The 13,067-nt window shown below is 64.1% G+C and carries 17 protein-coding genes; 5 read left to right on the top strand and 12 right to left on the bottom strand.

Annotated elements, in window-relative coordinates; all coding sequences use genetic code 11:
* Nucleotides 1-91 precede the first annotated feature (91 nt).
* From ACVIN2_RS20335 to ACVIN2_RS20305, 7 genes are all read right to left on the bottom strand, one after another.
* A complete protein-coding gene (locus tag ACVIN2_RS20335) occupies nucleotides 92-1,540 on the bottom strand; it encodes an ammonium transporter (protein WP_027514843.1) in 1,449 nt (482 codons plus the stop codon).
* Nucleotides 1,541-1,578: 38 nt separating this feature from the next.
* A complete protein-coding gene (locus ACVIN2_RS20330; RefSeq protein ID WP_007598642.1) occupies nucleotides 1,579-1,917 on the bottom strand; it encodes a P-II family nitrogen regulator in 339 nt (112 codons plus the stop codon).
* Nucleotides 1,918-2,352: 435 nt separating this feature from the next.
* On the bottom strand, nucleotides 2,353-2,955 hold the full coding sequence (locus tag ACVIN2_RS20325; RefSeq protein ID WP_247405217.1) for an ATP-dependent Clp protease proteolytic subunit: 603 nt from the start codon (nucleotides 2,953-2,955) through the stop codon (nucleotides 2,353-2,355).
* A 42-nt stretch (nucleotides 2,956-2,997) separates the two neighbouring features.
* On the bottom strand, nucleotides 2,998-3,354 hold the full coding sequence (locus tag ACVIN2_RS20320; RefSeq protein WP_456766903.1) for an SRPBCC family protein: 357 nt from the start codon (nucleotides 3,352-3,354) through the stop codon (nucleotides 2,998-3,000).
* A complete protein-coding gene (locus ACVIN2_RS20315) occupies nucleotides 3,351-3,665 on the bottom strand; it encodes an ArsR/SmtB family transcription factor (protein WP_247285017.1) in 315 nt (104 codons plus the stop codon). Before ACVIN2_RS20315 ends, ACVIN2_RS20320 begins: the two co-directional genes overlap by 4 nt.
* 43 nt (nucleotides 3,666-3,708) lie before the next feature.
* Entirely contained in the window at nucleotides 3,709-5,010 is a 1,302-nt protein-coding gene (locus tag ACVIN2_RS20310; RefSeq protein ID WP_456766902.1) for an ammonium transporter, read from the bottom strand.
* 125 nt (nucleotides 5,011-5,135) lie between these two features.
* Nucleotides 5,136-5,474, bottom strand: coding sequence for a P-II family nitrogen regulator (locus tag ACVIN2_RS20305; protein WP_007598647.1), 339 nt, complete (start codon nucleotides 5,472-5,474; stop codon nucleotides 5,136-5,138).
* A 239-nt stretch (nucleotides 5,475-5,713) separates the two neighbouring features.
* Between ACVIN2_RS20305 and ACVIN2_RS20300 the strand changes: the two genes are divergently transcribed.
* On the top strand, nucleotides 5,714-6,604 hold the full coding sequence (locus ACVIN2_RS20300) for a DUF4339 domain-containing protein (protein WP_456766901.1): 891 nt from the start codon (nucleotides 5,714-5,716) through the stop codon (nucleotides 6,602-6,604).
* Between the two features lie 40 nt (nucleotides 6,605-6,644).
* Here the strand turns inward: ACVIN2_RS20300 and tesB are convergent, their stop codons facing one another.
* Entirely contained in the window at nucleotides 6,645-7,508 is an 864-nt protein-coding gene (tesB, locus tag ACVIN2_RS20295) for an acyl-CoA thioesterase II (RefSeq protein ID WP_018459668.1), read from the bottom strand.
* 149 nt (nucleotides 7,509-7,657) lie between these two features.
* Here tesB and ACVIN2_RS20290 point away from each other — a divergent pair, with 149 nt between their 5' ends.
* Nucleotides 7,658-8,878 (top strand): ubiquinone biosynthesis hydroxylase, encoded by a 1,221-nt coding sequence (locus ACVIN2_RS20290; protein WP_456766900.1) that lies wholly within the window; start codon nucleotides 7,658-7,660, stop codon nucleotides 8,876-8,878.
* A 118-nt stretch (nucleotides 8,879-8,996) separates the two neighbouring features.
* Here ACVIN2_RS20290 and ACVIN2_RS20285 read toward each other — a convergent pair whose 3' ends face one another.
* A complete protein-coding gene (locus tag ACVIN2_RS20285; RefSeq protein WP_027514851.1) occupies nucleotides 8,997-9,194 on the bottom strand; it encodes a Trm112 family protein in 198 nt (65 codons plus the stop codon).
* A 61-nt stretch (nucleotides 9,195-9,255) separates the two neighbouring features.
* Nucleotides 9,256-9,786: a TetR/AcrR family transcriptional regulator gene (locus tag ACVIN2_RS20280; RefSeq protein WP_456766899.1), complete on the bottom strand. Its 531-nt coding sequence runs from the start codon at nucleotides 9,784-9,786 to the stop codon at nucleotides 9,256-9,258.
* A gap of 107 nt (nucleotides 9,787-9,893) precedes the next feature.
* Here ACVIN2_RS20280 and ACVIN2_RS20275 point away from each other — a divergent pair, with 107 nt between their 5' ends.
* The 3 genes from ACVIN2_RS20275 to ACVIN2_RS20265 all read left to right on the top strand — a co-directional run bounded on the left by ACVIN2_RS20275 (nucleotide 9,894) and on the right by ACVIN2_RS20265 (nucleotide 11,399).
* Nucleotides 9,894-10,244, top strand: coding sequence for a hypothetical protein (locus tag ACVIN2_RS20275; protein WP_456766898.1), 351 nt, complete (start codon nucleotides 9,894-9,896; stop codon nucleotides 10,242-10,244).
* 219 nt (nucleotides 10,245-10,463) lie between these two features.
* The gene (locus ACVIN2_RS20270) at nucleotides 10,464-10,742 is read left to right on the top strand and encodes a PepSY domain-containing protein (RefSeq protein WP_456766897.1); all 279 of its coding nucleotides are present in this window, start codon (nucleotides 10,464-10,466) and stop codon (nucleotides 10,740-10,742) included.
* A 63-nt stretch (nucleotides 10,743-10,805) separates the two neighbouring features.
* On the top strand, nucleotides 10,806-11,399 hold the full coding sequence (locus tag ACVIN2_RS20265) for a cytochrome b/b6 domain-containing protein (protein ID WP_456766896.1): 594 nt from the start codon (nucleotides 10,806-10,808) through the stop codon (nucleotides 11,397-11,399).
* A gap of 19 nt (nucleotides 11,400-11,418) precedes the next feature.
* On the opposite strand, the gene ACVIN2_RS20260 is transcribed toward ACVIN2_RS20265, so the two are convergent.
* Entirely contained in the window at nucleotides 11,419-12,096 is a 678-nt protein-coding gene (locus ACVIN2_RS20260; protein ID WP_027514858.1) for an LON peptidase substrate-binding domain-containing protein, read from the bottom strand.
* 31 nt (nucleotides 12,097-12,127) lie between these two features.
* On the bottom strand, nucleotides 12,128-13,051 hold the full coding sequence (gene trxA, locus ACVIN2_RS20255) for a thioredoxin (RefSeq protein ID WP_456766895.1): 924 nt from the start codon (nucleotides 13,049-13,051) through the stop codon (nucleotides 12,128-12,130).
* Between the last annotated feature and the right edge of the window lie 16 nt (nucleotides 13,052-13,067).

Raw genomic sequence — 13,067 nt, 5'->3', positions numbered from 1 at the left:
GAGCCCCTCAACGGTCGGGACATTGCCGGGTATGTGCCCCAAACCGTAGTTGTGAGCGCGACCTCCGAGGAGGCCGCGCCCGGGAGGAGACTTACATGTTGTAGGCGCGCTCGGTGTGCTCGGTGATGTCGAGGCCTTCACGCTCGCTCTCGACATTGGCGCGGAGGCCAACGATCACATCGACGACCTTGTAGAGAATCGCCGAACCGATACCCGACCACACCAGCGTGGTGCCGACGCCCCAGACCTGGGAGATCATCTGCGCCGCGAAGTCGTAATCGGCAACCTTCGGCGGGATCGCGGTGTAGTCGATGATGCCCGCACCACCCAGCGCCGGATTGACGAGGATGCCGGTGCCGAGGGCGCCGACGATGCCGCCGACGCAGTGCACGCCGAACACATCGAGGCTGTCATCGTAGCCGAGCGCGTTCTTCACGACGGTGCAGAAGAACAGGCAGACCACGCCGACCACGAGGCCGAGGACGATCGCACCCATCACGCCGGAGAAGCCGGCGGCAGGCGTGACGGCCACGAGGCCCGCGACAGCGCCGGAGATGACGCCGAGCACCGACGGGTGACCCTTGATGATCCACTCCGCGAACATCCACGACAGCGCGGCGGCTGCGGTGGCGACGAAGGAGTTGGTCATGGCGAGGGCCGCGCCGCCGTTGGCTTCGAGGTTGGAGCCGGCGTTGAAGCCGAACCAGCCGACCCAGAGCAGCGAGGCGCCGATCATCGACATCGTCAGCGAGTGCGGAGCCATCAGCTCCTTGCCGTAGCCGACGCGCTTGCCGATCAGCAGGGCGCCGACGAGGCCTGCGATGCCGGCGTTGATGTGCACCACGGTGCCGCCGGCGAAGTCGATCGCGCCCTTCTTGAAGATCCAGCCTGCGTCGGCGTTGATCTCGTCGAGCTTGGCCTGCGCCGCGGTCTTCGCTGCGCCATCAGCCGCAGCAGCCAGAGCCTTGGCTGCGTCCTGGATCATGTCCGGGCCGGGCCAGTACCAGACCATGTGCGCGATCGGGAAGTAGATCAGGGTGACCCAGAGCGGGACGAACAGCGCGAGCGCCGCGAACTTCATGCGCTCGGCGAAGGCGCCGACGATGAGGGCGGGCGTGATCGCCGCGAAGGTCATCTGGAAGCACATATAGATGAGCTCCGAGATGTTGGCGTCGACCGAGAAGGTCGCGGCCTTCGAGTCGGTGGTGACGCCCATCATGAAGGCCTTGGAGAAGCCGCCGATGAAGTCCGAGCCGCCGGTGAAGGTGAGGCTGTAGCCGTACACGGCCCAGATCACGGTGACGACGCAGACGGTGTAGAACACCTGCATCAGGACCGAGAGCATGTTCTTGGAGCGGACGAGGCCGCCGTAGAACAGCGCGAGGCCGGGGATCGTCATCAACAGCACGAGCACTGTCGATGTCAGCATCCAGGCGTTGTCTCCCTTGTTGACCGTTGGCTCGGCGTAGGCTGCGGTCGCAGCGAACAGGCCGACTGCGAGAGCCGCCAATCCCGCGCCATAGGGACGCTTAAACGTCATTTCATTTACTCCTGATTGAATTTTGATTGAGCGCGAAATCAAAGGGCCGCAGCATCGGCCTCGCCGGTGCGGATACGAACCGCATGGTCGAGATTGATGACGAAGATCTTGCCGTCGCCGATCTGCCCGGTTTTCGCGGCGGTCGTGATGGCGTCGATGGTCTTGTCGACCTGGTCGGAGGCGACTGCGACCTCGATCTTGATCTTGGGCAGGAAGCTCACGGCATATTCGGCGCCGCGATAGATTTCCGTATGGCCCTTCTGGCGGCCATATCCCTTGACTTCCGTCACCGTGAGACCGTGAACGCCGATGGCGGTCAGGGCGTCACGGACTTCTTCCAGCTTGAATGGCTTAATAATCGCCATAACAATTTTCATGGGTCCTATCCCCGCTTGGGCCCGGTCCGGACGTGGCCGGGCGTTTCTCGACTGGTTCGCCACGAGGGAGAAAGTTCACTACGCGGGCACAGCCAGGACCCATAGAATCAAATGCCGTGCCAGATCGGGCGTGTTGCCTAACGGACTATGAAAACGGGTGTTTTCGCGTTTGACGCGTATTGCGGTGCAGTGCGCCATTACGCCGCGCTCAATACCTGACCATGGCTGATTAAAATAAAGGCACGTCAAGCTGCCGACACATTGGTGCTCATGCGTCGGGCAGCAGAAAGGTATTTCCGTAAGGCGGACGCCTATTGCAGGGCTTGTCGTGCTGCGAAATATCGGACCCTTCGCACTTGTGCTCACGGAATGCGCGCAACCGGCCAAACAGCCTAAGCGGGGCGAGGCTCGCCCGACGGTTGCAGGCAGAGACCGTCAGGCGGCGCTGCGTTCCGCGAACACCCGGTCGATCAGCCCCCAGTCGACCGCCTGCTGCGCGGTCATGAAGTGGTCGCGGTCCAGGGTCCGTTCCACGTCCGGCTCGGGCCGCCCGCAATGTTGGGCATAGAGCCGGATGATGCGCCGCTTGGTTTCCTGCATCTCGGTGGCATGGATCAGGATGTCGGACGCCTGGCCCTGAAAGCCGCCGAGCGGCTGATGCACGTGAAGGCTCGCATTGGGCAGGGCGGCGCGGTGACCGGGCTCGCCCGCCATCAGCAGGAACGAGCCCATGGAGCGCGCGGTGCCCATGCACAGCGTATGCACCGGCGCCTTGATGAATTGCATGGTGTCGTACATCGCGAGGCCAGCGGTGACCACGCCGCCATAGGAATTGATGTAGAGATTGATCGGCTTGTTCGGATTCTCCGCCTCCAGGAACAAGAGCTGCGCGCAGACCAGTCCGGACATCGCATCATTGACCTCGCCGTTGAGGAAGATGATGCGCTCGCGCAGCAGGCGCGAATAGATGTCGAACGATCGTTCGCCGCGGGCGGATTGTTCGACGACCATGGGGACGAGCTGAAGCATGTCGCGCATCGGCGACCTCCGTTTCTGCGGGGTGATGAAGTGGAGTCGGTGTCAGGCGGCCGCGCGCATCAGGCAGCCATTGCTGTTGGCCGGCTGCGGCAGCTTCATGCCGATCTCGCAGGCTTGCTGGATGATGCGGAAGCGGGTGCCGCCGTCTTCGTTCGGCTCGATCCGGAAGATGACATGGCTTTCGCGAAACGGCGGTTCGGAATCGCGAAGCCGGTAGCGCACCTCTTGGCCTGGGATCGACGTCTCCGGCTCGGCGCCCGCAAGATCGCAATCCGGCAGCCAGCGCTCGCGCAAAGCCGGAATGGTCACCGCGCGCCAGACCTTGGCCGGCGGCGCATCGAATTCATATTCGAGCACGAGCGCTGCGTCGGAGGGATCAGGCTTCACGGCGTCACTCATTGATCCATCTCCTTCAAGAGATCGGCGAGGGCATCCATGCGTTTCGGCCAATAGGCGCGGTAGCGCGCAAGCCAGGTCCCGATGGCGGAGATTCCTTCGGGATCGACCTCGTAATTCACAAAGCGGCCCTGCCGCTGTTCGCGCACCAGGCCCGCCCCGCGCAGCACCGCAAGATGCTGCGACATCGCCGGTTGGCTGATCTCCAATCCGTCGCGCAAGGCGCTGGCATTCAGGCTTCCGCCAGCGAGCTTTTCAAAGACCTTGCGGCGGGTCGGGTCGGCCAGCGCCTTGAAGATGTCGGCTTCGATCATGGCGACACATAAGCATACGCTTATGTGTCGCGCAAGCCCCCGATTACTGCAGCGCCTCGCCGTGCTGCGAAATATCCAGTCCTTCGAGCTCGTGCTCGCGTGAGACGCGCAACGGCACGAACAGGCCGACCAGCTTGAGCAGGACGAAGCTCACGCCCGCCGACCAGGCGAAGGTGACGGCGACCCCATACAGCTGGATCAGAAGCTGCTGCGGATGGCCTTCGAGCAGGCCGGCGGTGCCGCCGATCGCGCTGGTCGCGAACACGCCGGCCAGCAGGGTGCCGGTCAGCCCGCCGATGCCGTGGACGCCGAACACGTCGAGCGAATCGTCATAGTCGAAGCGGTGCTTCAGCCAGGTGCAGGCCCAGTAGCAGACGAGGCCCGCGATCACGCCGATGACGATACCGTGCCAGGGCGCCACGAATCCCGAGGCCGGCGTGATGGTGCCGAGGCCGGCGACCGCGCCGGAGATCATGCCGAGCACGGATGGCTTGCGCCGCGTCGACCATTCGATCGCACCCCAGGTCAGCGCGCCGGAGCAGGCTGCGAGATGGGTCGCGATGATCGCCAGCACCGCGCGCGAATTGGCTGCGCCGGCCGAGCCGCCGTTGAAGCCGAACCAGCCGACCCACAACAGGCCGGTGCCCATCACCGCGAGCGACAGATCGAACGGCGAGAGATTTTCGGTGCCGTAGCCATGACGGCGTCCCATCACCTTCGCCGCGACGAGGCCGGCGGTGCCGGCCGACAGATGCACCACGAGGCCGCCGGCGAAATCCAGCACGCCCATGCTGGCGAGGAAGCCGCCGCCCCACACCCAATGCGCCAGCGGAATGTAGACGAAGATGAACCAGGCCACGGAGAACAGCAGATAGGCCGAGAACCGCATCCGGTCGGCGACCGCGCCCGCGACCAGCGCCACCGTGATAATCGCAAACGTCATCTGGTACAGCATGAACAGCGCTTCCGGGATCGTCTTCGCCGCCGGGTTGACGCTGTCCATGGTCATGCCGGCGAGAAACCAGCGGTCGAGCGTGCCGATCCACGGGCCGTCGCCGACGAAGCACAGCGAATAGCCGAACGCGACCCAGAGAATGGAGATGATCGTCACCGCGGCGAGGCTCTGCGCCATGGTAGCGAGCACGTTCTTCTTGCGCACCATGCCGGAATAGAACAGCGCGAGCCCCGGGATCGTCATCATCAGCACCAGCGCGGTGGCGACGATCATCCAGGCGGTGTCGGCAGTGTTGATCTCGGAGCCCGCGGCACGCGCCGGCGAAGCCATGATCGACACAAGCCCGATCGGCGCGGCGATAGCAGCCGCGCGGCGCAACAATCCCGCCATGTCGTTTCCCCCAGCTATTGATTGCGTCGCACGCTGTGGCGTCGTTGCCCGGTGCGATCGAAGAAGAGCGTTTTCGAGCGAAGCGGATACCGGTTCGCGAAAAGAAAACGCGTCAAAGCAAAAATCTAGAGCGCGTCGCTGTCGGTCTCGCCGGTGCGAATGCGGGTCGCGTGGTCGATCGGCGTGACGAAGATCTTGCCGTCGCCGATCTGGCCGGTGCGCGCGGTCGCGGTGATCACGGCGACGGCCTTCTCGGCGATATCGGAGGCAACCGCGATCTCGATCCGCAGCTTCGGCAGGAAATTCACGACATATTCGGCGCCGCGATAAATCTCGGTGTGGCCCTTCTGGCGGCCATAGCCCTTCACTTCGGTCACGGTCATGCCGTGGACGCCGATCGCCGTCAGCGCCTGGCGGACTTCATCGAGCTTGAAGGGTTTGATGATCGCGACGACGAGTTTCATGGTCAGGCCTATTCCCCGGGGATGCGCTGCGCCGTATGTCCCCGGCGCAGCGTCAATCTGGCATCTTTCCGGGCAAATGGCATAAAAATGTTGCAGATTGAAGCGGAAAATCGTTGTTCGATGTGAACGACCGCCTCTGTACAGGGCAGCCGTTCATCCTCCACAATGCGTTTTTGGAATGGATGCGATGAACCCAAGCGTCGCGGCCGGTACAAAACTATGTTCGAGGGGGACGTTTCATGGCGAGTTGGTTCTACGCATCCGAGGGTAAGCAGCAGGGACCCTATCAGGAAGGGCAATTCCGCGATCTCGTTGCCCAGGGTGTCGTGCGTCCGGATACGCTGGTGTGGTCGGAGGGCATGGCCGGCTGGCAGAAGGCGGCCGAAATCCCCGGCCTGCTCAGCGGCGGCGGTGCGCCCCCGATGATGCCCGCTGGCGGCCCGCCGATGATGGGCTCCGGAGGCTACGGCGGCGGTGGCGCCGGAGGATCGCTGGCGGTCGATTTCGGCATCCTCGAGTTCACGTGGCGCAGCATCGTGATGCTGATCGGTATGTGCTTCATCATCCCAGTGCCGTGGGTGTTCGTCTGGTACACGAAATGGATCGTGTCCTGCGTGAAGGTCCCCGGACGTCCCAATCTCAGCTTCACCGGCACTGCGATGGCGCTGGTGCCCTGGTATTTCGGCTTCATCGTTCTGGCGATCGTGATCGGGTTGATCGGCGTCCCCTTGCTGAGCAATTTGCTGTTCATCGCCCAGATCGTTCTCTACTGGCTCCTGATCAAATGGATGGTCGCGAACCTCGCCTCCAACGGGCAGCCGCTCGGCCTGAGCTTCACCGGCACGGTCTGGGCCTATGTCGGCTGGAGCCTGCTGTTCGCGATCTCCATCATCACCATCATCGGCTGGGCCTGGGTCGCCGCGGCTCAGATGCGCTGGTTCTGCCGCAGCATCGAAGGCACGCGGCGCGAGATCGTCTTCAACGGCAGCGGGCTCGGGATTCTCTGGCGGGGCATCGTGGCCGCATTCCTGTGCGGCTTCATCATCCCGATCCCGTGGGTGTATCGCTGGATCATGAACTGGTTCGCGTCGGAGACGGTCCTGGCTCCGCGAGGATCGCTCCGGGCCTGACCTCGAGAGGCATAGGCGCGATCGATCGTGCTTATGCCTCCTAGGCTCTCCGCTCGCGCACGGAGCCTTCCTGCGCGACGGAAGCCACCAGCGTGCCGTCGGGCTTGAAGATCGAACCACGGGTCAAGCCGCGGCCGCTTCGGGCGCTCGGCGAATCCTGTGCGTAGAGCAGCCATTCGTCGGCGCGGAACGGGCGGTGAAACCACATCGCGTGGTCGAGGCTCGCGGGCATCATGCGCTTGTCGAACAGGGTGCGGCCGTAACGCGCCATGATCGCATCGAGCAGTGAAAAGTCCGACGCATAGGCCAGCGCGCACATGTGCAGCGCCGGATCGTCCGGCAGCGTTGCCGCGGTCTTGATCCAGACATGGATGCGGCCGTCCTCGATCCTCTCACCGAAATAGCGCCCGAGCTCGACCGGGCGCAGCTCGATCGGACGATCGGATTCATAGTAGCGGCGGATGAACTCCGGCATCTCCTTGAACATCGGCTGCTTCGCGACCTCCTCCGCCGTCAGCTTTTCCGGCGGCGGCACGTCGGGCATCTTGTCCTGATGATCGAACGCGCTCTCTTCCTCCGCGTGGAACGACACCATGATCGAGAAGATCGCGTTGCCGTGCTGAATCGCGGTGACGCGCCGCGTCGAGTAGCTCTTGCCATCGCGCAGACGCTCGACCTGGTAGATGATCGGGATCTGCGGATCGCCCGGCAGGATGAAATAGCAATGCAGCGAATGCGGCAGCCGGCCCTCGACCGTGCGGCACGCCGCAACCATCGCCTGCCCGATCACCTGGCCGCCGAACACCCGCTGCCAGCTGGTCTTCGGACTGTTGCCGCGGAACAGATTCACCTCGAGCTGTTCGAGGTCGAGGATCGAGATGAGGTCGATCAGGCTCTTGGACATGGAATTCAGCTTTCGCCTTGCCGCCCCGGCTTCGCTGCTCCGGAATGACACAATGGGGGCTCTCCGCCCTTGTTTCACCGCACTGTTTCGCCCACCTCAAGTCTGGTAGCAAGACCAAGAAAACGCGAAGACTTAGCCGGGAATTGGGTATGTCGGTACAGGGTAGCATTGTCATCGGTGGCGGCGCGTTTGCGGGCCTGGCGCTGGCCCTGGCGCTGCGCCAGGGGCTCGGCCCCGAGATTCCCGTCATCGTCGCCGACCCCGCGCTCGGGACACGGCCCAGCCGCGACCCGCGCGCGACCGCGATCGTGGCCGCCTGCCGCCGCCTGTTCGAGGCGATCGGCGCCTGGGACGACGTCAGGGGCGAGGCGCAGCCGATCCTCGACATGATCGTCACCGATTCCAAGCTGGAAGACGCCACCCGTCCGGCGTTCCTCAACTTTGGCGGCGATGTCGCGCCGGGCGAGCCCTTCGCGCATATGGTCGAGAACCGCCGCCTGATCGATGCGCTGGTGGTGCGCGCCGAGGCCGAGGGCATCGATCTCCGCGCGACCACAGTGTCGTCTTACGACGCGCAGGCCGAGGGTATCGACGTGACGCTCGGTGATGGCAGCGTGATTGCGGCGAGCCTCCTGGTTGCGGCTGACGGTGCGAAGTCGAAACTGCGCGAGCGCGCCGGCATCGCCACCCATGGCTGGGAATATGATCAATCCGGCATCGTCGTCACCGTCGGGCATGAGCGCGATCACGAGGGACGCGCCGAAGAGCATTTTCTGCCGGCGGGTCCGTTCGCGATCCTGCCGCTTTCAGGCAAGCGCTCCTCGCTGGTATGGACCGAGCGCCGCAGCGAAGCCGCGCGTATCGTTGCGTTGAGCGACGAGGAATTTCACGGCGAGCTCGAGCAGCGCTTCGGCCTGCATCTCGGCGAGGTGAAAGCGCTCGACAAGCCGCGCGCGTTTCCGCTGTCCTATTTCGTCGCACGCTCTTTCATTGCCCAGCGCCTCGCGCTGGTCGGCGATTCCGCCCACGTCATCCATCCCATTGCGGGCCAGGGTCTCAACATGGGGCTGAAGGACGTCGCCGCGCTGGCCGAGGTCGTGGTCGATGCGGCGCGGCTCGGCATGGATCTCGGCGCCGCCGACGTGCTCGAACGTTACCAGCGCTGGCGCCGCTTCGACACCATGGCAATGGGCGTTGCCACCAACTCGCTGAACTTCCTGTTCTCCAACCAGTCGACCTTGCTGCGCACCGTGCGCGACATCGGCCTCGGCCTCGTCGATCGCGCCCCGCCGCTGAAGAACCTGTTCATCCGCCAAGCCGCGGGTCTGACCGGTGAGATACCGCGGTTGTTGAAGGGCGAAGCGTTGTAGAATTTTCGGTAGCCCGGATGGAGCGCAGCGTAATCCGGGGCCGCTGCGTCACACGAAGAACCCCGGATTTCGCTGCGCTCCATCCGGGCTACAAGTCTCTCAACCGGCCACAAGTCTCTCAATCGATCTTGCGGGCCTCTTCCGGCAGCATGATCGGGATGCCGTCGCGGATCGGATAGGCGAGCCTGGCACTGCGCGAGATCAGCTCCTGCTTTGCAGAATCGAACTCCAGCGGACCCTTGGTCAGCGGGCAGACCAGAATTTCCAGCAATTTGGGATCGACGCTGGCTTCGGGGCGTTCGGTGGGCGCGTTCATGGGGGTCTCCGGCGGTCGGTTGCCTCTAGCATAAAAAATCGTAGCAGCCCATCGCGTCGCCTCAAGCGGAAACCATCCGCAGGATCTCGTCGAGCAGGCCCTCGAGCCGCGCGGCCGGCGATGGCGGGCCCGACAGGGCGAAGCCGAGAAACGTCCAGTACAGGATTTGCGCGCGGGCTCGCGCCGTCGCCGCCTCGAACCCGCGCTTCCTCAGCAGCTCCTCGATATAGTCGAGCCTGCGCCGGTCGATGGCACGCACCGCCGATTGTGCCGCCGCATCGAAGGCCGCCCAGTTCCGCACCGCGCGCTCGAGGTCGAGCCGCGCGCCAAAGGTCCTGCGCAGCAGCGCTTTCAGCGGCTCGTCGCTGTCCGCCTCGACATCGGCGATGATCTGCTCGGCCGCGATCTCGCGCCAGCGCTTCAAGAGAGCAGCATGGAACGCGCCGAGATCGGCGAAATGCCAGTAGAAGCTGCCGCGCGAGACCCCCATGGCTTTCGCCAGCGGATCTGCCTTCAGCGCGGTGAAGCCGTCTCGCGCGAGCGCCTTCAGGCCCTGTTTGATCCAGTCGTCGGCAGTCAGCTGTTCGGCCATGTCGGGTTCCGGATGCAAACCATACATTAGTGTATTGACAGCCGGCAGGCCAGCGCCTATCTCACCATACAGTGATGTATGGACCAGATTTGCAGGGAGCTTTGACGATGCGTGATCTCTTGCTCCAGTGCGCCGGGGTCGTGACCATCGCCGTGGCCCTCATCCATGGCATTCTCGGCGAGACCAAGGTCTTTGCGCGCGCCCGCATCGAGCCGGAACGGCTCCGCACCCTGATCCGCCTGGTCTGGCAGGCCTCGACCGTCGCCTGGATCGGCGGCGGTGTGCTCCTGATCGCGGCGCCCTGGATGCAATCGGAGCCGGCGCGTCACTGGATCGTCGTCACCATGGCCGGTGTGTTCGGCTTCTCCGCTCTCGCCAACGCATGGGCCACGCGCGGCCGGCATTTTGGCTGGATGGCGCTCAGCGCCGTCGTCGCGATGGCGGTTGCCGGCTACTGAGCGACGCGCCCGATCAGCCTGCCATCAAACCGTGAGACGTAAGGCCGCAGCGTCGTCTCAAATGCGCGCTGCATACGGAGAGCGCTGATCTTTTTCGGATCGTTAGAATAACTCTAAAGCGCGCCGGCCGCGAACCGCATTGACTTCATCATGTGCTTTGCTTCCTTCGGTCCCGCTTCGCCCTAGGGCGTAGCGCCCACGACAGAAGAGGAGACGTTCGTGAAGGTTATTCGTGTTGTTGCCGTTGCATTGACGATCGGAATTGGCATGGGATCGGCAGCCTTGGCCGATGGTTACAAGGACTGCACCAAGCTCGACAAGGCGTCGTGGAAGCCGGCGAGCGACGCCGAAGCCAAGGCCAAGGCGCTCGGCTACGAGGTCCGGCGCTCCAAGATCGAAGGCTCGTGCTACGAGGTCTACGGCGTCAAGGAAGGCAAGCTTTATGAGCTGTTCTACAGCCCTGAAGATCTCAGCCTGAAGCACACGATTGCGAAGTAGACCGCGCCAGATGGTCTGCGCGCAAATGGTCTGCGCAAAGTCATGCCTGAGGGTGGCCCTCGCTTGATCGAAGAAACGGTACCGCACGCACGCGGGGAGTCCAACCGGACCCCCGCGGATCGAACCGCTTCGCGGACAGTCGCAGTCTGGGACCTTCCGCTGCGGCTCTGGCACTGGGCGCTCGCGGCTTGCGTCCTGGCCGCATGGCTCACGCCGACCGTCTATGACGGACTTCACCGCATCGTCGGTTACACCGTACTCGGGCTCGTTGCGTTCCGTCTGGTCTGGGGTCTTTGGGGAAGCCGCTATTCGCGCTTCCGCATGGTCGGCGTCAGGCTTCGGGCCGCGCCGAATTATCTCTGGAATCTGCGCCGCGGCATCACCGGCCGCTATATCGGGCTCAATCCCGCCGGCACGTTGATGCTGGTGGCGCTGCTGGTCTCGCTCGCGGTCTCGACGATATCAGGCGCGATGTCGGTGACGGTGACCTTTTTCGGCGTCTGGTGGGTCGAGGACACCCACCACTATTCATCCGACGCGGTCATCGTCCTGGTCGTGCTGCACGTCTTGGGCGTGCTGATGATGGGACGTCTTCAGCGCGAGAACCTGATCAGCGCGATGATCACCGGACGTAAGCGCATCCGCGGTCATTCCTGAGCAGGCGCGCAGGCGCCTGTCACTGCAGCGGCGGATCGCCGCTGGTGCGCTTCTTCGCGAGATCCATCTCGGTGACCGCGATCAAAATTTCGGCGCGGGTCTTCAGGTCGGGCGCTTCCAGCATCGCCTGCTTCTCGGCCACGCCGTAGGGCGACATCATCGCCAGTGCGTTGACCAGCGCTTCGTTGGGGGCGGTCTCGACGCCCTCCCAGTCGACCTTGAGGTTGTTGGCTTTCAAAAAATCCGCCAGCACCGTCAGCAGTGCTTCGCGATCGACCTCGTCCTCGCCCATACGCGGCGTGAAGTCGTCGACGAAGGCGAAAAAATCCACCTTGCACTGGCGGTAGGCGGTGAGCACTTCGAGCTCCTCGAGCACTTTGAAGCGCGAGACACCGGTGAGCTCGAGGATGTAGCGGCCGTCGCCGGATTCGGCGAGCTGGGTGATGCGGCCGACACAGCCGACGCTGAACAGCGAGGGCTTGTCGGAGTTCTTGGCCGAATGCGCGATGTCGGGCTGGATCATGCCGATCAGGCGATGACCGTCGCGGAAGGCATCGTCGATCATCGCGAGGTAGCGCGGCTCGAAGATGTTGAGCGGCATCTGCCCGCGCGGCAGCAGCAGCGCGCCCGGCAACGGAAACACCGGAAGGATCTCCGGAAGGTCGGCGGGCCCGCGATATTCGATGTTGATCGGCATCTGCCGGGTCCCCTGGCCTTGCCAGCGTGCGTCAGGAAAACAGGATGATCGACAAGCGCTTGCGTCCCTCGACCGTTGCATCGTCCGTGCCGCCCCAGGCCTCGAAGAACTGCACCAGCTGCTTGCGGGCGCCGTCGTCGTTCCATTTGCGGTCGCGCTTGATGATCGCGAGCAGCTGCTCGGTGGCCGCTGCCCGGTTGCCTTGGGCGTTGAGCGCGATCGCGAGGTCGAATCGGGCCTGATGATCGAGCGGGTTTGCGGCGACTTTCTGTTCCAGCTCGGCGACGGGTCCAAGCTGCTCCGCTTGCTCGGCCAGATCGATCGCGGTCTGCACGGCTTTCACAGCCGGGTCGTTGCGCTTGGATTCCGGCACCATGGCGAGCGTCTGCTTGGCCTGCTCCATCGCGCCGGAGACGGCGTAGCATTTCGCGAGCCCGGCAAGGGCTGCGATGTTGGTCGATTCGAGCTGCAGCACCTCCGCGTAGATCTGGGCGGCCGCGGCGGCATCGCCCTCGGCGAGCACGGCCTCGGCTTCCTGGAGGATTTCCGCGATATTCGGCTCACCCGGCGCGGTCACGCCCTTGGTCAGTTTTTCGATGAAGGCGTTGAGCTGGCTCTCCGGGACCGCACCCATGAAGCCGTCGGCCGGCTGGCCGTTGACGAAGGCGATCACCGCCGGAATCGACTGGATGCCCATCTGCCCCGGGATCGCCGGGTGCTGGTCGATGTTCATCTTGACCAGCTTGACCCTGCCCTTGGCGGCCTTGACCGCTTTTTCCAGCAAGGGCGTGAGCTGCTTGCAGGGGCCGCACCACTCCGCCCAGAAGTCGATCAGCACCGGCTGGCGCTTCGATTCCTCGATCACGTCCTTCACGAAGGTCTGGGTGGTCGTGTCCTTGATCAGATCGGCGGCAGCCGGGCCCGCTGCTCCGTTACCCTGGTCGATGATCGTCACGGCATCCCCTCGTCTG

This window comes from Bradyrhizobium sp. USDA 3650 (assembly GCF_054057395.1).
This window is presented reverse-complemented; position numbering and strand designations above follow the sequence as displayed.